Here is a 17,405-nt window from a genome sequence, read left to right as displayed (position 1 = left end):
TGTTTACCGTTTAACAGGGCGGAGTGCGGAGCCGGTCGCGGTTCGCGCCCACATCGTTGCTCCACAACCGATTCGCCGACGAACGACCTGACTTCCAAGGACCGTCGTGCCTTGCGACCATCGCAGGATCGTGCGAATCTCGTCACGTGAGTACACGCAGGGTGATCGCCGATGTGAAGGCCGTGCTGGCAGCGGTCCCGGACCCGCTCGTGGCCGCCAGCAGCGACGCGGTGCTGTCGGCGCTGGCCGACGCGCACGCCCGGCGGATGCGCGCCGACGAGGAGATCCGCCTGCTGCTGGCGTACGGTCGCCAGTTCGTGTATCCGCACCCGTACACACTCGGCGAACTGGCCTCGGCGGCCGGCATGTCGGTTTCGGGCGTGCGCACGGCCTACGGGCCCCAGGACGTCGCCAAGGTCGCGGCGGCGACCGGGCTGGAGCCGGTGCCCTCAGAGACGGAGGAGAGTTGACGTGGGCGCCGCCGACGTCGACGTGCACGGCCACGACCCGGGCGAGGCGGTCGTGGCCGTTGCCGGCGAGATCGATCTGACGGTCCGCGACGAGCTGCAGGACACGCTGTCCGCGACGATCCACGAGCCAGGCATCACGAAGGTCGTCGTGGACCTTTCCCGGGTCTCGTTCATGGATTCGACCGGGTTGCACGTCCTGCTGACCGCCCGGGAGCGGGCGGTCAGTTCGGGCGTCGGCTTCCGCGTCGTCGGAGTCACCGGCCTGGTCCAGCGGGTGCTGGCAGTCACCGGCGTCCTGGAACTGCTGACCGGGGAAGCTCTTGAACTGGACGAGCCGGTGGCGGCGTGGACGTACGACGACGACCTGCGGCTGAACCTGCCGCAGACCACCGAGGGCTCACGGCCACCGGCACAGCCACCACGATGAGCGACGCCAGCACCGCGAAAGCCAGCACCGTCTGCCCGTCGGGGTGGACCACCGACTGGCCCCGCGCGGCCTGCCAGGTGAGCAGCGCGAACACACCCGTGTAACCGAGGGCGGCGACGCCCGTGAGCCGGGCGCGGACCCGTTCGTCGCGCAACCGGCCGCGGCGGGCGGCGAGCAGGCCCAGCACGGCCGCGACGAGCAGCAGGACCTGGATGCCGTGCAGGCCGACGAAGTGCGGCACACGCAGGTCGCCGCCGGTCGTGCTCCAGTGGGTGACGGCCATGCCGTTGCCGTCGGGGTCGCCGATGCCGTGGCCGCCGGTCATCGCCACCGGGTGGCCGTCGGCGTCGGCCACCGTACGGGGCCCGGCCCCGTTGCTGAGCCAGACGGCGACGACCATGCCGGCGACGGCGAGTCCGAGCCCGGCCCGCAGCGCGACGGTCAGCGCGCGGTCGCCGGTGCGCTGGATCAGCACCAGGACCGCGATGACCAGCGTGGTCAGCAGGAGCGGCAGGACGCCGATGTTGAACGCCGTCCGCACGGTCCGGGCGACCGGGTCGGCGTTGGCGTTGAAGTGGCTGACGGTGCCGTGGGCGGCGGCGTAGACGACCGCGCCGACATCGAGCAGCCCGGCGACGGCGAAGACGGTGCCCAACCACCAGCCGAGGCGCCTGCCCTCGCGCAGCCTGCTGAGCAGCCAGGCCAGCGTGAGGCCGTACACCCCCATGGCGAAGCCGAACTTCAGCGGTTTCAGCCACACCGACTCACCCAGCAGCAGACGGTCGTCGGCGAACAGACCCACGGCACTCGCCAGGGCCAGGGCGAACATGGCCGCGGCGTTGGCCGTCAGCGGGCGGTGCCAGCCGCGCATCGCGCCGACGGCCGAGGTGAGGATGTTCCTGGAATCTTCCACGCCACGAGCCTCGTGGAACCGGTGGCGCCGAACCATGCGGCCGACCCCCGGGTCTGTGCGGGGGTCACCCCCCGGCGGTCCGGTGCACGGGGGTAACGCGGGCATCAATGGGCCCACCGGTCACTCCTGTGCCTCCGACCGGGGCGCTCACCGACCTCATCAGGCCACTCACCGTAGATATGTGACTACATTGCGTGAAAAAATCTTGGTGGCACCCTGGACGACCGCAGGTCAGGCGGCATAACGTTTGCACCAGTGGCGCGACGCTCGATGAAGGCCCCAGGGTCCCAGCGGGCCGGCCCGGCCGGGAATCCGTTTCCGGTTGGCGGCGCCGAGCGAAGTGCACAGGGGGATGGGTGGACAGATGCCGTTGGGGGACGGCGTTCACCCGGACAGTGAAGGCCGGCGGTCGCTAACGGGGGTGAGCGACCGCCGGCCGCTGTCTGCCCGTCAATCGCCGGGCATATCCAGGTTCAGCCCCAGCCAGGCCGCCAGTTCCGCGATCTCCCGGTCGACCGCCGCCGTCATCGCCTTCGTGAACGGCACGTCCCGGTGCACCGCATCCACCCGCAGCACCCCGGCCCGCCGGTCGGCGGTGGCGTCGAGCTTGCCGACCAGGCGGTCGCCGTACAGGATCGGCATCGCCCAGTAGCCCCACCGGCGCTTGGCGGCGGGTTTGTACATCTCCAGCTGGTACTCGAACTCGAACAGCTCCGCCATGCGCTTGCGGTCGAACACCAGCCGGTCCAGCGGCGACAGCAGCACCGCCCGTCCGGCGAACGGCCGCTCCAATGCCTCCACCTGCGCGGGATCGACCCGCCACCGGCCCCGGAGCCCTTCGACCACGGCAGGCTCACCGGCGTCGGCCACGTCGACCGGCTCGGCGGCCTGCTGCGCCCCGCGGGCACGGGCGACTCCCAGCGAACGCAGCCGCCGCTGCGAGCGGATCAGCGCGGCCTCAGCGGCCGGGACCACATGGTCGTCGGGGAAGATGCGCTCGGCCAGGTCCCACAGGCGCTCGCGGCCGTCGCGTCCCGCCACGGCGACCTCGCCACGCGCCTCCATCAGCTCCAGCATCTTGAGCACGTTGCGGTCGTTGCTCCAACCGCTCGACGGCCACCGCAGCTCGCACGAGTCCGGCAGCTCGCGCGCCGGCAGCGGGCCGTCCGAACGCAGCCGGCGCAGGATGTCCAGTCGGCAGCCGCGGTTGGCCTCGACCCAGTCGCGCCGGTACTCCTGCCAGTCCGGCAGCTCGCCGCGGCCGGGCCAGTCCGCCATGTCCGCACGGTACAGCGCCAGGTCCTCCGCAGGCCGGATCATGCCCTGCACCTCCAGCAGGGATTGGTTGCCGACCGCGGCCTCCAGGTCGGCGGGCCGGTACGCCGAGCCGAGGCGCGACCACAGCACCAGGTCCGCGTTCGGCGCGACGGCCGCGGTCTGGTCGGCCTGCAGCAGGGTCAGCTGCCGTACGACGTCGAGCAGTGACGGCGGCCGGGGCCGGTCGAGCAGCTGGGCGCGTACGGCGATGGCGCGCGCCTGGGCGCGGGTGAGCTCGTGGATCCGCACCCGCCGAGACTAGGCCACGGCACCGACACCGCTCCCGGACTCGGGCGCGGGTTCGGGCCGGTGGACCCCGCGCGGGCGGTAGCCCAGCGCACCGCTCTCCCCCAGCACGTCCGCGAGCAGCCAGACGATCGCCAGCCACATCTCCGTGCCCTGCAGGCCCGGCAGGTGTTCGGTGCCGGTGGTCGGCGCGGGGCTGAACGCGAATCCCGCGCCGGCGTGCCAGCGTGTGAGCGTCGCGGCGAGCCGGTCGCGGGCCCAGGCCTGCACCTCGGCCCGCCGGTGGCGGGTCTGCCGCCCGCACAGCCACAACGGGTGGATCACATCGAGCACGTCGCAGGCGGTGCCGCGCCCGTCGCCGAAGAACCGGTCGTCGCGGGCGTGGGCCAGCACGGTGTCGATCGTCTGCTCCGGACGCGGCACCGGCAGCCCGAACTGCGCGAACGTGCCGCGGGTGAGCCGGTAGTAGCCGTTGACCGGCTGCCGCCAGCCCTGCGCCGCGCTCGGGCCGCCCCACAGCCCGGAGAAGGCGTCCTGCCGCGTCAGCAGCCAGCCGAACAGCGCCTCCACCGGCTCGTCCGGGTCGAACAGCCGACGGTTCCAGTGCAGGCCGGTGGCGAGGATGTCGACCCAGTCCCCCGCGCTCCAGGCCTGCCGCGCCCACGGCAGCCCGTCCAGCTCCGCCACCAGCCGGGCCGGGTCCAGGCGCACGGCCTCGACCGGGTGCGGCAGCCGCGCGCCGAGCAGGTCCAGGGCATACCCCACCGACAGCACGTGGTACGCCGAGCCGCTGTCGAGCCTGGGCCGCCCGGTCTCGCCCAGCTCGGGAATGAGCCCGGTGGCCGGATCCTGGAGCGCGGCGAGCCGACGGACCAGCTCGTCCCGGCCAAGCTGCGGTGGGGGCGCGTCCAGCAGCAGGTCGGCGATCTCGACCGCGTCGCACACGGCGCGCACGGTGGGCGCGGCCGAGGGCTGGTCGGTGAACGTCTCCCCCGTCCAGCACCGGTCGAGCAGCCGCTCAGCCTGATCACGGGACTGTGCCGCGAAGCCGGCCAGCTTCGCCGCCAGACTGTCGGGGCGGGCCTGGTCACGGCGGTCGCGGATGCGGCGGGCCGGGTTACCGACCATCACCGACCAGGCGGGGACGTTCTTGGTGACGACCGAGCCCGCGCCGATGATGCTGTGCGCGCCGACGGTGACGCCGTCGAGCACGATCGCGTTCGAGCCGATCCACACGTCGTCGCCGACGACGATCCCCTTGGCCACGACGGGCTGCTGATGAATCGGCGTCCCGGGTTCGGTGGAGTGGTTGAAGCCGACCAGCGAGGCGTGCGCGCCGACGCGCACCCCGGACCCGAGGCGCACCGGGCCGCGTACCACCGCGTACGGGTTGAGGCTGGTGTTGTCGCCGAGCTCGACCTCGCCGGTGAGGTAGACGTGCGCGGCGATGTAGGAATTCGCGCCGACCGTGAGATCGGCCTGGTGGATCGCGGCGAGCGGGGACACGAACGACCTGTCGCCCGCGGTCCGCAATCCGGCCAGCCCGTGTTGGAAGGCCATTTGCGCCTCGCGTTCGTCCTGGGTGGCGTTGTCGGCGAACAGCCACGGGCAGAAGTCGAACTCGCTCATGGCGGAGATCATCTCGTATTTCGCCGTCTCGTGGCGACGGTGGAAGCCGTTCAGGCCAACGGATCGCGCCGCGGCGACCCGTAGCATCGGGTCGTGCTCGGACTGTCCTTCTGGCGCGAGCCGCGTCCCGCGCCCGTCCCGCGCCACGGCCGGCGCGACTACCTGCTCGCCGCCGCGCTGGTCGTGCTCACCGCGGTCGAGGGCCTGCTCCGCCCCGCGCTTCCGATCGCCTCGCTGCTGCTCAGCGCCGGATTCACGGCGACCCTGGTGTGGCGCCGCCGGTGGCCGCTGGCGATGGTGCTGCTGTCGTTCGGCGTGGGCGCACTCGTGCCGCTGCTCACCCGGGACGCCGTGCCCGAGACGTACACGATGATCTACCTGCTGCTGCTGCCGTACTCGGTGGCGCGGTGGGGTTCGGGGCGCGAGATCGTGCTCGCCGCGGTCGCGGTGCTCGGCTGCCTGGGGCTGTCGGCGCTGGCCGGGAGCACCGGCGCCGCCGACTCGCTGGGCGGCCTGGCCGTCGTGTCGGCGGTGGCCGCGGCCGGGCTGGCGCGGCGCTACCGGGTGCGGGCCCGCGCCCGCGAGCTGGACCAGGTGCGGCTGCTGGAGCGGGAGCGGCTGGCCCGTGACCTGCACGACACCGTCGCGCACCACGTGTCGGCGATGGCGATCCGCGCCCAGGCCGGGCTGGCGATCGCGCCGACCCGGCCCGAGGCGGCGATCGAGGCGCTGCGGGTGATCGAGGCGGAGGCGTCGCGGGCGCTGGCGGAGATGCGCGCCATGGTCCGGGTGCTGCGCGAGGGCGAACCGGCCGAGTACACGCCCGACCAGGGCGCCGGTGACCTGCGCGGGCTGGCCCGCCCGGCCGGTGCCGGTCTCCCGGTGCAGGTGCGCGTGGACGGTGATCTGTCGGCGCTGCCCACCGCGCTGGGCGGCGCGCTGTTCCGGATGGCGCAGGAGTCGGTGACCAACGCGCAGCGGCACGCGCGGCAGGCGACCCGGGTCGAGGTGCGGGTCAGTGTGGACGAAGACGTGGTGCGGTTGCGGGTCGGCGACGACGGCGCACCGGCCAGGGACACCGGCAGGGGGTACGGGTTGACGGGCATGGACGAGCGGGCGCGGCTGCTGGACGGGGTGCTGCGGGCCGGGCCTGATCCGGCCGGCGGCTGGACCGTGGCGGTCGAACTGCCGCTGGCCCGATGAGCGTCCGGGTGCTGGTCGCCGACGACCAGGAGCTGGTGCGCACCGGGCTGGCGATGATCCTCGACGCGCAGCCGGGCATCGACGTGGTCGCCACCGCCGCCGACGGGCTGGAGGCGGTGCGGCTGGCCGAGCGGCTGCGCCCCGACGTGTGCCTGCTCGACGTGCGCATGCCGGTGCTCGACGGGATCGCCGCGACCCGGCGGCTCGCCGGACCCGGGGTCGCCCAGCCGACGGCGGTCGTCGTCATCACCACCTTCGACCTCGACGAATACGTCTACGGCGCGCTGCGCGCCGGCGCCCGCGGCTTCCTGTTCAAGGACGCCGGGCCCGCTCTGCTCAGCCAGGCCGTGCACGCCGCCGCCCGGGGCGACGCGCTGATCGCCCCGAGTGTCACCACCCGGCTGCTGAACGCGTTCGCCCGGCACGACCCCGCGTTGCCGCGCCGGCAGCCGCTGGAGCCGCTGACCGACCGGGAGGAGCAGGTGCTGCGGGAGCTGGCCGCCGGGCGCACCAACACCGAGATCGCCGCCGACCTGTTCATCAGCCTCAGCACGGTGAAGACACACGTCGGCAGCCTGATGACCAAGCTCGGGGTGCGCAACCGGGTGGAAGCGGCGATCTGGGCATACGAGACGGGCCGGGCGGGTCCTAGTACCAAGGGATGAGCCGAGCCTCCCTTCGCGAGCCTGACGGGCGATGATCCGTGCCCGGCGCGGCCGCACCATCGACCCGTGACCATTCGCGCTCGCCTCGTCCCGTACTCCCTGGTCGCCCTGAGCCTGATCCCGGTCGTGGCCGGGGCGTTCCGGGTGACCGAACTCGCCGCCGGAGCCCCGATCGACGACGGCAACGCCCGGTTCTTCGCCGACCCGGTGCCGGTGGTCCTGCACATCGTCGGCGCGACGGTGTACTGCCTGGTCGGCGCGTTCCAGTTCGACGCCGTGCTGCGCCGGCGACGGCCTGGGTGGCACCGGATCGCCGGGCGGGTGCTCGTCCCGTGCGGCCTGGTCGCCGCGCTGTCCGGGGTCTGGATGGCGGTCGCCTACGACGTGCCGCCGATCGACGGCCTGGGGGTGATGCTGCTGCGGCTGGTGTTCGGCAGTGCCATGGCCGTGTCGATCGTGCTCGGCTTCCTCGCCGTGCGGCGGCGCGACCTCACCGCCCACCGGGCCTGGATGATGCGCGGCTACGCGATCGGCCTGGCCGCCGGCACCCAGGCGTTCACCCACGTGCCCTGGCTGCTGACCGGCGACACCCCCGACATGCTGGGCAGGTTCGCCGCCATGGCCGCCGGCTGGCTGATCAACCTGGCGGTCGCGGAGTGGTTCATCCACCGCTCCCGCCGCCCCACGCGCAGCACCGCCGCACCCGCGGCCGTGCCCGTAGGCTGACTGCCCGCTTGAAGCAAAGGAAGGGCACCTTCACATCGCTATGCGATGTAGCAGGTGCCCTTCCTAACACACGAGGTCCGACACGATGGATGTTCGGACTGTTGGCAATGCATGCTCATCGGTTGGCACGAAGCCACCACCAGCAGCCGACCGCCGCCGCCCCGGCCCCGGCGACGACCATCGCCAGGCCGGTCGAGGTGCGCTCCGCGAGCACGCCGAGCAGCACGGGACCGACGCCCTGCATCGTCATCAGGCCCGTAAACTGCAACGCGAACGCCTGCCCGCGAACCTCCGGGGACAGCGCGTCCAGGAACGGGCGCTGCACGCCCAGCGAGTAGCAGAACGCCGCCCCGGCCAGGAACATGACGGCCATCGCGACCGAGATCGGCACCGGCAGGGCCAGCAGCACCAGCGGCCCGCCCAGCCCGCTGATCACCGCGGCGGTCAGCCGTTCCCGCGTCACCGGCCGGAGCAGGCGGCTGTAGACGAGGTTGCCGACGACCATGCCGAGCGGCGCGCACGCCAGGATCAGGCCGGCCGCGCCGGACCCGTGGCCCCGCTCGGCCGCGTACGGCACCACCAGCGCCTCCGCGCCCACGATGAACGCCGGCGGCAGCCACTGCACCAGCAGCAGGCGGCGCACCGGACGGTCCCGCAGCAGCAGGGCCGTGACCTGCCAACTGCGTCCCACCGCCGAGCCGTCCGCAGCGGGCGGGGCCGCGAAGTCGGGCAGCCGCAGCCGCACCCAGACCGCCGAGACCAGGCCGCCCGCGGCCGCCCCGAGCAGCGCCCAGCCGGCCGACAGCGCGGCGACGACCGCGCCGCCGAACGCGAGCCCGAGCAGCTGGGCGCCACCGGCGGCCACACTGGACAGGGCGCGGCCCAGCACGTACGCGTCGCCGGTCAGCTGCTCGGCGATCAACCGGTTGGACGCCCCGTTGAACACCGGGCCGAACACGGCCACCGCCGCGAGCAGGGCCAGGCTCGCGCCGACCGGCAGCGGCAGCAGCGCCAGCGTCGCCGCAGCCGCCGCGTCCAGCAGGAACCCGGTCACGATCAGCGGCCGGGGCCGCAGCCGGTCGGCCAGCGCCGCGAGCAGCGTCCCGCCGACGACCTGCGGCACGAAGCCGATCGCGAACGTCAGCGCGGTCAGCACGGGCGAGCCGGTGCGGTCGAAGACGAGCACGGACAGGGCCAGGATGCGCAGCGAACCGGCCGCGATGGACAGCGTCCGGGTCAGGAACAGGGTGCGGAACACCGGCTCGGACAGCACATCCCGGTAGGTCGCCTGCTTAGTCTCGATCACGCGCTGAGCGTCGCGGACGGGCGGCCGACCGGCGAATGTTTCGTCGGGCGACGTAAGGTCGAGCCATGCTCCGGTTCGAGGTCACCGCCGACGACCTGCTGCACAGCCGGTTCGCGATCTCCCCGCTGTTCGAGCTGGACAGCCTGATCCGCATCCTGGCCGGCCTGTCCCGGGAGCAGCGGCTCCCGCCCGGCTGGGCGGCACGGCTGCGGCCCGCGTACGAGCAGCTGGCTGCGGACCCGGCGATGCGGGCCGTGGTGGCGCTGCACTCCCCCCGCCGCGGACCGGGCTTCCTGGCCCCACCCCCGGCGGGTCTGGCCCAGACCATCGACGACGACCTCGCCGCCGTACGCGCCACCCCGCTCGCCCTTGCCCGCCGGGACATCCGGGACTGCCTCGCCCGGCGGGACTGCCGTGATCCGGCCGCGCTGGCCGTCCTGCACGACCCGGCCGTCACCAGGCTGCTCGCCGACGTGCTGGAACGGGCGTGGCACGACCTGCTCGCCGCAGACTGGCTCCGGCTGCGGGTGATCTGCGAACGCGACGTGCTCCACCGCTCCGCCGACCTCGGCCGCTCCGGCTGGGCTGCCGCGTTCGACGGGCTGCCCCGCGTACGCTGGCGTGACGGCGGCATCGAGATCCCCCGGCTGCTCGACGCCCGCGTCGACGTGGCGGGCCGGGGCCTGCTGCTGGTGCCGTCGGTGTTCATCTGGCCGGCCGTGGCCGCCCACAGCGAGCAGCCCTGGCACCCTTCGATCATCTACGCCGCCCGCGGCGTCGCCGCGCTGTGGGAACCCGACCCGCCACCGGCCGAGGCGCTCGCCGCACTGGTCGGCAAGGCACGGGCACGCCTGCTGGAGGCGCTGTCCGAGCCGGGAAGCACCACGCAGCTCGCGCGCTCACTCGGCTTCGCGCCCGGCGCGGTCGGCGACCACCTGGCGGTGCTCCTGCGCGCGGGCCTGGTCGACCGCGCCCGCTCCGGCCGATCCGTGCTCTACCGGCGCACCCCGCTCGGCGACGCCCTCGCCGCCACCGCGTCTCTCTGAGCCTCGCCTCTCCCTCATCCGTGCGCCATCCTGTACGGGGTCGCCGAGGTACACCCCATCGAGGTTCGAGTGAAACCGGAGTCTCGCTGATGATCGAGTACAGTCCGCTCCGCGTCCGCACAGCCGATGGGAAGTCCGCCACATGGCGGGTGGAACACGACCTCGCCGCGCAGAGCCCCGACGCGCCGTGGCGGCTGTCGCTCGTCGGTCCCGAAGGGGTCAGATTCGACGCCTTCGGCGTGGATCTGTACGACTGCTTGAAGCAGATCCGGCGGCAGACGGAGCCGACCGGCGTCCTGCTCTGCTGCAACGGCGCCAGGAGGAACGCGAGACCGTCGGGCTTCTACGGCAGCAGCCTCGGAGCCATCGCCGTGTACCGGCACCACAGGTGGCGGGCCGCCATGCCCTGGGACCTGGTCGGCATCTTCGGCTACGCGCCGCCTCGCAAGATCGCGACCGTCGAGGAGCAGGAGGCATACCTTGAGAAGGTCGACAGCTTCCGACGGTCGATGCTTCCCCTGCTGAACCCGCTGCAGTGGATCACATATGGATTGAGTGGGCTGTGCCACCGGATGCTGGACGTTCGCGTCCGGATCCGAGACGCCCGAAGCTTCTCGAAGAAAAACCCATGAAGCGTGTCGGACCCGAGCAGTCTCGTTCGTAGCAGGGGTGAGAGGCCGCTCGCGGGAGCGGCCACACCACGACAGGAGATGGTCCCGATGGCGCAGTACCTGATGTCAGTGCTCGACGAGAAGGGCGGCCTGGCCACCGCGGAGGAGATGGCCGCGATCGACGTCTTCAACGAGAAGCTCCAGGCCGACGGCCACTGGGTGTTCGCCGGCGGCCTCGCCTCGCCCGCTTCGGCGACCGTCGTCGACGGCCGGGACGGGGAGCCGGTGTTCACCGACGGACCGTACCTGGAGTCGAAGGAGCACATCATCGGCTTCTGGATCGTCGAGGCACCGCATCTCGACGTCGCGCTGCGGCTCGCGGCCCAGGGGTCGAAGAGCTGCAACCGGAAGGTCGAACTCCGGCCGTTCCTCGGCGAATGACCGACCTCGACGAGGTGATCGGCCGGGTCCACCGCGAGGAGTGGGCCCGGCTGGTCGCGACCCTGGCCAGGCGTCTGGGCGACCTCGACGTCGCCGAGGAGATGGCCGCCGAGGCGTTCGCGACCGCCGTCGAACGCTGGCCGGTCGACGGCGTGCCACCGAACCCTGGCGCGTGGCTGACGACGACCGCCTACCGCAGGGCCGTCGACCGGCTCCGGCGCGAGGTCAGGCGCGAGGAGAGGCACCGGGAGGCGCTGATGCTGTTCGACTCGCCTGAGCCGCTCGGCGCCATCGACGACGACCGGCTGCGTCTCGTGTTCACCTGCTGCCACCCGGCGCTGGCGATGGAGGCCCGGATCGCGCTGACTCTGCGCATGGTCGGCGGGCTCACCGTGCCTGAGATCGCCCGCGCGTTCCTGGTCGAGGAGAGCGCCATGAGCCGGCGGATCACCCGCGCGAAGACGAAGATCAAAGAGGCGCGCATCCCGTACGGCGTGCCGCTGCGCGACGATCTCCCCGCCCGGGTCGGCGGCGTCCTCGCCGTCCTCTACCTGATCTTCAATGAGGGCTATCTGGCCTCGAACCCCGCAAAGGAGCCGATCCGCGCCGAGCTGACCGCCGAGGCGATCCGGCTCACCCGGCTGGTCCGCGACCTGATGCCCGATGACGGTGAGACCACCGGACTTCTGGCACTGATGCTGCTCACCGAGGCCCGCCGGGCCGCGCGGGTGTCGGCGAGCGGTGACCTCGTCGCCCTCGGCGAGCAGGACCGCGCCGCGTGGGATCGCGCGCTTATCACCGAAGGGCATGCCCTGGTCCGCACCCGGCTGGCCGCCGGACAGGCACCGGGACGTTATCAGATCCTGGCGGCGATCAACGCTGTGCACACCGACGCCCCGGACATCCGCGACACCGATTGGTCGCAGGTCGTCGCGCTCTACGACCAGCTGGTCCGCCTGGACTCGTCGCCGATCGTGCGGCTCAACCGGGCGATCGCGGTCGCCGAACTCGACGGCCCGCAGGTCGCGCTCGCCGAGATCGACCGCCTACCGCTGGCGGGCTACCACGTCTTCCACGCCACCCGCGCCGAGCTGCTGCGCCGCCTGGGCCGCAGCGAGCAGGCCCGCGCGGCGTACGACCGGGCCGTCGAGCTGGCCGGCAACAGCGGCGAGGCGGCCTACCTCGTCCGCCGCCGCGACCAGCTGAGCGGAGCGTCCTGACGGGGATGCTCCGCTCAGCCGGCGACGGTCAGGCGCGGGTGATGCGTACCGCGTCGGCGATCACGTAGCCGGTGCCGGCGGTCCAGCGGCTGACGCCGACGACGTTGGCGTCGCCCGCGGCCAGGTTGAACACGCCGAGCGAGACCCACCGCCCGCCGTTGACGCGCTGGTTCACCCGCACCGTCTGGTTGCCGCTGGTCGTCGCCACGATGTACGGCGTCGAGTCGTTGTAGCCGGCGTTGGCCGGGTACCAGACGGAGACCTCGTACGCCGCCGTCTGCGGAATGTTGACCTTGTACCAGGCGGAGTCGCTGGCCAGCACCGGATCGGCGAACCGGTAGTCGGCCCCGAACCGCTCACTGGAGTACGTCGAGGTGCCCCAGTTGGCGCTCGCCGTGAACCGGCCCGCGGTCGTGTTGTCCACGGTCGTGGTCCACGCCTGCGCGGTGGAGACGAAGCCGATGCCGTTGGGCACCGCACGCTGCGCGCCGTCGGACGGGGTGTTGCGCACGGACACCGAGGTGGCCCCGGGCATCCGCGCCACCAGGGTGCTCGAACCGCCGCCGTCGAGGTTGATCGCGTCGTCGGCGCCCAGCGACTTCATGTAGGCGGCCAGCTCCACATAGGTCATGCCGACGCTCGCCGTGGACCGGCCGTCCACCACGACCAGCCACATCTTCAGGCCGTCGGCGGAGAACCCGACCGCGGTACGCGGATTCTTCGGGTGCGAGACCGTGGTGGCCACGCCGTCCTTGACCAGCACCAGGTTTCCGCCGATGGCGACCTGGGCCGCTCCGTCGCCGCCACGGGGCGCGTAGTTCACCGTGACCGCGTCGCCGACCGCGAGCCCGGCCAGGGCGTCCGCGCCGGTGTTCACGCCGAGCACGGCGACCGTGCCGTTGGCGACCTTGCCGCCCGGGGTGGTGCTCACCTTGCTCACCTTGCCGGCGGTCACCTCGATCTCGCGGGACCGGGTCGCGCCGTCGAGCACCTGGCTGCGCGGCTCGTCACCCCAGAGCGGGTTGTAGACGCCGATGCCGTTGGCCGCGATGTCCGGCGAGTTCAGGTTCGAGGCGGTGAGCCGGGCGCCGCCGGGCAGGGTGACCGTGGCGTCGAGGAAGATCTGGGCCAGGCCGCCGCGGCTGCCCGCCCCGTTCGTGTACAGCGCCGCGACGTTGTTCCAGCCGGAGGCCGGGCCGTGCAGCAGTGAACCTCCGTCGACGCCGACGCCGCGGGGCGCGCCGGTCGCGCCGATGTCGAAGAAGTCGCCGTTGACGGCGGCGATCGCACCGACCCGGTTGGCCTGCGTGGTCAGCGCGGCGGTCGCGCCGACGGTGCCGGGACTGAGGTATCTGGGTTTGAGCGTCGGTTCGGCGAGGTCGGCGGTCAAGATGTTGACCTGGTTGGGGCCGCTGATGGAGGTGTTCGTGAGGGTGAGGCCGGGCGCGAGGGAGGTGACGGCCAAGGTGCCGGCGTCCGCAGCGTTGGCGACGGCCAGCGCCGGGGCGGGCGGCGCACCCAGGCCTGTGAAGGCGAGCAGTGTGGCGAGCAGGACGGTTACGGCTGGTCGGCGCATGGCGGCTCCCGGTCGGAGGGGTGTGGTTCGCTGGCAGGGGATTTCGCGGTATGCCGGTCAGGCGCAGGCGGCCACGACCGCTTTCTCGGCGCTGCGCGTCGCGGGCAGCTCGATCACGGCGGCCAGCTTCGACTGATCGCCGTCGGATCCTTCGACGGCGACGATCGCCTGCTCCACCGCCAGCTGGTACGCGGAGATCTGCGCCTTGAGCTTCGGGTCGGCGGTGAGTTCGGCTGCGCCGGCCACCCCGACGTGCATGGCGGTGTAGGCCGTGTTCAGGTCGTTGGTCGCCTTGGCGAGCACGTCGTGGGGCCGTCCGGGCTGAGCGAGGACCGCTGCCACGGGAGCGATCGCGGCGACGGCGGCCTGGCGGGCCTTCAGCACGGCGTCGCAGGCCGGGACGGTTTTCGAGGCGGGCGTTCCGGCGGGCGCGGCCGACCCGGCAGGTGCGGTGGGCCCGGCGGAGGCTGCGGTGGACGGCTCGGGGCCCGGCGAGGCGGTGCCCGCGGACGCCGTCGCGCCCGGCGGCAGTGGTGCCGCGGCGGGTGGCAGCTGGCCGCAGGCGGTCACGGCCGCCAGGGCGAGAGCCGCGGCCGCGGTGCCGAGCAGACGTACCGTTTCGGGTCGCATGGCAGGTCCTTTCTGGCCGCCCGGTGAACCGGGCGGGGCGGGGTTCGGGTCGGAGCGCGGCATGCTCAGAAGGCGAACGCGGCTCGGGCGGCCAGGCCGAATCCCATCACGATGATCACCGAGGCCGTCGCTTCCGCCGGCACGGTGAGCCGGCCGAGCCAGGTCCAGCGATCGCGTACGCGCAGCAGCAACAGCCCCGCGGCGGTCAGCATCCCCGCCATGCCCAGTCCGTAGACGACGATCAGGACGATGCCCAGCCAGAGGCGGCCGAGCGCCGCCGCGCCGAGCAGCACCACCAGTGCCGTGGGGCTGGGCACGAGACCACCCGCGATCCCGAGGGCGGCGAGACTGCCGCGGCGGCCTTTGTGGTGATGATGGTGGTGGTGATGGCCGTGGCCGTGATCGTGGCCGTGATCGTGGTGGTGGTCCGGCCCGTGATGGTGATGGGCGTGCCGGTGGCGCAGTGCGTTGACGAGGATGCCCGCTCCCACGGCGGTGATCACGATGCCGCTGGCCACGCCGAGCCACTGGAGCACCGACTCGGCGGCCAGGCCGGCGAACACGGTGGTGGCGATGCCGAGGACCAGCACACCGGCGGTGTGGGTGAGTGTGACGGTGCCGCCGACGATGACCGCGTCGCGCCGCCGCCCCTGCCGTCCCGCCATGTACAGCGCCATCACGGTCTTGCCGTGACCGGGAAGCGCCGCGTGCGCCGCGCCCAGCAGCGCGGCCATCAGCACGGCCAGCAGCAGCACGCCCGGGGACGGGTCACCGAGCACACCGGCCAGCCAGGCCTCGCCGCGCTCCAGCCAGCCCTGCTGCGGCGCGGCGGCAGCCGCCGAGGGGCTCGCCTCGGTTCCGGCCTGCAGGGTCAGCTCCGCCGAGCGCTCGTACGGTGGAAGGCTCTCCGGCAGGGCGACGCCGTCACCGGCCATGACGATCTGGTTGGCGCCGACCCGGTCGGTCAGGTACCGGTTCGTCACCGCGACGGTCGCCGAAGCGCCGACCTCGGTCGGGGCCGAGAGCCGGCAGGTGAGCCGGATGGTTTCGACGCCTGCCGCGCCGAGCCGCTTCAGTTCGCTGGATTGGACGGTCCACTGCAGAGGGGCCGATCCGGCGCGGGCTTCGAGGGCGGCGGCGAAGGCCGCGCAGTCGGGCGTGAGCTGCTTTGCCGCCACCTCGCCGACCTCGAGCACGGCGACGACGTCGACGCGGTCCTGGCGCAGCGTCACCTCGACGCGCTGGTCGACCGAGAACGGGGTCAGCGGGTGGGCGGCGAGGGCCGCACCGAGCAGGAGAGCGGGGATCACGAGACACACTCCGGGCGGTTGGTGGCGCACGCGGTCGGCGGGAGGGCGGAGGCACGGCCCGACGGCCGCACCTCCGCACTCGGAACTGCGCTTGACTCAGCTGATGCGGGTGACCTTCACTGCGTCGGCGATGACGTATCCCGTCCCCGCCGTCCAGCGGCTGACGCCCACCTTGTTCTCGTCACCGGCGGACAGGGTGAAGTTGCCCAGGGACACCCATTTGCCGCCGTTGGCGCGCTGGTTGACGTGGACGGTCTGGTTGCCGCTCGGCGTCACGACGATGTACGGCGTCGCGTCGTTGTAGCCCGAGTTCGCCGAATACCAGACCGCGACCTGGTAGGTGCCCGTCTCCGGGATGTTCACCTTGTACCAGGCGGGATCGCTGACGGACAGGGGGTCGGCGAAGCGGTAGTCCGCGCCGTACCGCTGCGTCGAGTAGGTCGACGTCCCCCAGTTCGCGCTCGCGGTGAACCGGCCCGCGGTCGTGTTGTCGACGACGGTGCTCCACGCCGGCGGGATCAGGTTGATGTTGCTGAGCACGAACTGGTTCGCCGCGTCGGTCTTGTACGTGTTGAGGAACGGCGAGTACGTCTTGACGTCCAGGGTCTTGTTGTTCGGATCGAACGTCATGATGCGCAGGAAGCTGTTCGGGTCGCGCTGCGAGGAGTTCTGGTAGTCGGCCTGGATCTGGTGGACGGTGTTGCCGTTCACCCCCGCCTGCGTGATCACCCCGGCGTTGACGTAGTGGCCGGAGAAGGTGAACCGGAAGTTCTTCTGCTTGCTGACCAGGTTGGTCCACAGGTTGTTGCCGTTGCTGTCCTTGGTGACGCCGTTCTGGTAGGCGTGGGTGACCAGGATGGAGTTGTGGTTCGGGTGCGCGGCCACCACCGAGTTCGCCCAGGTGATCTCGGCGGCGCTGGGCGCGTACTTCATCGCCACGACCAGCCAGTCCACGCCGCCGGCGCTGAACGTGTGGTAGGTGTTGTCGTTCGCGGTGGCGGGGTAGGTCCCGCCGAACGACGGCAGCGGGGTGAAGGTCGACCGCGGGTAGTGGGTGTTGTACCGGGTCGTGGTGCGCGTCGTCGAAGCGGTGCCCGGGTCCAGGTCGTGGTTGCCCGGCCCGATGATGTACGGCACGTCGTCGGTGGGCAGGCCCATCGCGCTCTTGCTGTTGGTCCACTGGGCGAGCTGGTCGGAGTTGTCGATCACGTCGCCGACGTGCAGCACGTACTTGATGTTCCGGGCGGTCTGCTGGGCGGCCACCCACTGCATCTGCGCCCGGAACACCTCCGGCCAGTACTCGGAGGCGTACTGGGTGTCCGGCAGCATCACGATGGTGAAGGTCTCCGCGGCCAGCGCCTGCGCCGGCACCGCGGGGCCGGGCAAGACCGTGACCATGAGCGCGGCGAGGGTGGCGCCGAGCCCACGGGTGATCTTGGTGATCCTCATTCCTTCCTTCCTTCCTTCCTCGGTCGGTGAAGCGGAACCGAGGCACCGGCAGGAACGAACGTCGATGGAACATGCCGTGCCCCACTCGTGCCGCTGGGGGCCGAGCGAAGCTATTCAACCAATGATGCGTCTAGATGGAAAGATATCTTCATAGATTGTCATCTAAGATTTGCCTCCGCGCAGGCGGGCGGTTCCCCGCCGGACGCGGCGAACCGGGCCG

At 72.3% G+C, this 17,405-nt stretch carries 16 protein-coding genes and 1 pseudogene; 9 read left to right on the top strand and 8 right to left on the bottom strand.

The features are described from left to right. Positions 1 to 146 precede the first annotated feature (146 nt). Positions 147 to 470, top strand: coding sequence for a hypothetical protein (locus tag ACFQO7_RS04775; RefSeq protein WP_376805230.1), 324 nt, complete (start codon positions 147 to 149; stop codon positions 468 to 470). Between the two features lies 1 nt (position 471). Beyond that, positions 472 to 720, top strand: a pseudogene (locus tag ACFQO7_RS04770) (STAS domain-containing protein); the annotation flags it as partial. Between the two features lie 34 nt (positions 721 to 754). Here ACFQO7_RS04770 and ACFQO7_RS04765 read toward each other — a convergent pair. From ACFQO7_RS04765 to ACFQO7_RS04755, 3 genes are all read right to left on the bottom strand, one after another. Beyond that, complete coding sequence (locus ACFQO7_RS04765; protein ID WP_376805325.1) at positions 755 to 1,768, bottom strand: hypothetical protein; 1,014 nt, start codon at positions 1,766 to 1,768, stop codon at positions 755 to 757. Positions 1,769 to 2,260: 492 nt separating this feature from the next. After that, positions 2,261 to 3,376, bottom strand: coding sequence for a DNA glycosylase AlkZ-like family protein (locus ACFQO7_RS04760; protein ID WP_376805229.1), 1,116 nt, complete (start codon positions 3,374 to 3,376; stop codon positions 2,261 to 2,263). Positions 3,377 to 3,385: 9 nt separating this feature from the next. After that, complete coding sequence (locus tag ACFQO7_RS04755; RefSeq protein ID WP_376805228.1) at positions 3,386 to 5,002, bottom strand: acyltransferase; 1,617 nt, start codon at positions 5,000 to 5,002, stop codon at positions 3,386 to 3,388. 93 nt (positions 5,003 to 5,095) lie between these two features. Between ACFQO7_RS04755 and ACFQO7_RS04750 the strand changes: the two genes are divergently transcribed. From ACFQO7_RS04750 to ACFQO7_RS04740, 3 genes are all read left to right on the top strand, one after another. Further along, on the top strand, positions 5,096 to 6,205 hold the full coding sequence (locus ACFQO7_RS04750) for a sensor histidine kinase (RefSeq protein WP_376805227.1): 1,110 nt from the start codon (positions 5,096 to 5,098) through the stop codon (positions 6,203 to 6,205). Then, on the top strand, positions 6,202 to 6,870 hold the full coding sequence (locus ACFQO7_RS04745; RefSeq protein WP_376805226.1) for a response regulator: 669 nt from the start codon (positions 6,202 to 6,204) through the stop codon (positions 6,868 to 6,870). Before ACFQO7_RS04750 ends, ACFQO7_RS04745 begins: the two co-directional genes overlap by 4 nt. 66 nt (positions 6,871 to 6,936) lie before the next feature. Continuing rightward, entirely contained in the window at positions 6,937 to 7,596 is a 660-nt protein-coding gene (locus tag ACFQO7_RS04740) for a DUF2306 domain-containing protein (RefSeq protein WP_376805225.1), read from the top strand. Positions 7,597 to 7,711: 115 nt separating this feature from the next. Here the strand turns inward: ACFQO7_RS04740 and ACFQO7_RS04735 are convergent, their stop codons facing one another. Beyond that, positions 7,712 to 8,902: an MFS transporter gene (locus ACFQO7_RS04735; RefSeq protein WP_376805224.1), complete on the bottom strand. Its 1,191-nt coding sequence runs from the start codon at positions 8,900 to 8,902 to the stop codon at positions 7,712 to 7,714. A 65-nt stretch (positions 8,903 to 8,967) separates the two neighbouring features. Between ACFQO7_RS04735 and ACFQO7_RS04730 the strand changes: the two genes are divergently transcribed. The 4 genes from ACFQO7_RS04730 (at position 8,968) to ACFQO7_RS04715 (ending at position 12,220) form a co-directional block, all read left to right on the top strand. Continuing rightward, the gene (locus tag ACFQO7_RS04730; RefSeq protein WP_376805223.1) at positions 8,968 to 9,948 is read left to right on the top strand and encodes an ArsR/SmtB family transcription factor; all 981 of its coding nucleotides are present in this window, start codon (positions 8,968 to 8,970) and stop codon (positions 9,946 to 9,948) included. An 89-nt stretch (positions 9,949 to 10,037) separates the two neighbouring features. Further along, complete coding sequence (locus tag ACFQO7_RS04725; protein WP_376805222.1) at positions 10,038 to 10,580, top strand: hypothetical protein; 543 nt, start codon at positions 10,038 to 10,040, stop codon at positions 10,578 to 10,580. 87 nt (positions 10,581 to 10,667) lie between these two features. Further along, positions 10,668 to 11,000, top strand: coding sequence for a YciI family protein (locus tag ACFQO7_RS04720; RefSeq protein ID WP_376805221.1), 333 nt, complete (start codon positions 10,668 to 10,670; stop codon positions 10,998 to 11,000). Then, entirely contained in the window at positions 10,997 to 12,220 is a 1,224-nt protein-coding gene (locus tag ACFQO7_RS04715) for an RNA polymerase sigma factor (protein ID WP_376805220.1), read from the top strand. Before ACFQO7_RS04720 ends, ACFQO7_RS04715 begins: the two co-directional genes overlap by 4 nt. Positions 12,221 to 12,248: 28 nt before the next feature. On the opposite strand, the gene ACFQO7_RS04710 is transcribed toward ACFQO7_RS04715, so the two are convergent. The 4 genes from ACFQO7_RS04710 to ACFQO7_RS04695 form a co-directional block, all read right to left on the bottom strand. Next, positions 12,249 to 13,796: a golvesin C-terminal-like domain-containing protein gene (locus tag ACFQO7_RS04710; protein ID WP_376805219.1), complete on the bottom strand. Its 1,548-nt coding sequence runs from the start codon at positions 13,794 to 13,796 to the stop codon at positions 12,249 to 12,251. 57 nt (positions 13,797 to 13,853) lie between these two features. Beyond that, positions 13,854 to 14,426, bottom strand: coding sequence for a hypothetical protein (locus ACFQO7_RS04705; RefSeq protein WP_376805218.1), 573 nt, complete (start codon positions 14,424 to 14,426; stop codon positions 13,854 to 13,856). A gap of 65 nt (positions 14,427 to 14,491) precedes the next feature. Further along, positions 14,492 to 15,736, bottom strand: coding sequence for a hypothetical protein (locus ACFQO7_RS04700; protein WP_376805217.1), 1,245 nt, complete (start codon positions 15,734 to 15,736; stop codon positions 14,492 to 14,494). A gap of 96 nt (positions 15,737 to 15,832) precedes the next feature. Next, complete coding sequence (locus ACFQO7_RS04695; RefSeq protein WP_376805216.1) at positions 15,833 to 17,185, bottom strand: golvesin C-terminal-like domain-containing protein; 1,353 nt, start codon at positions 17,183 to 17,185, stop codon at positions 15,833 to 15,835. Between the last annotated feature and the right edge of the window lie 220 nt (positions 17,186 to 17,405).

It is taken from the genome of Catellatospora aurea, from assembly GCF_042663325.1.
In the GTDB taxonomy this organism is placed as follows: Bacteria; Actinomycetota; Actinomycetes; order Mycobacteriales; family Micromonosporaceae; genus Catellatospora; species Catellatospora aurea.
The sequence above is the reverse complement of the archived record's forward strand: the minus strand, read 5'-3'. Positions and strand labels throughout refer to the sequence as shown.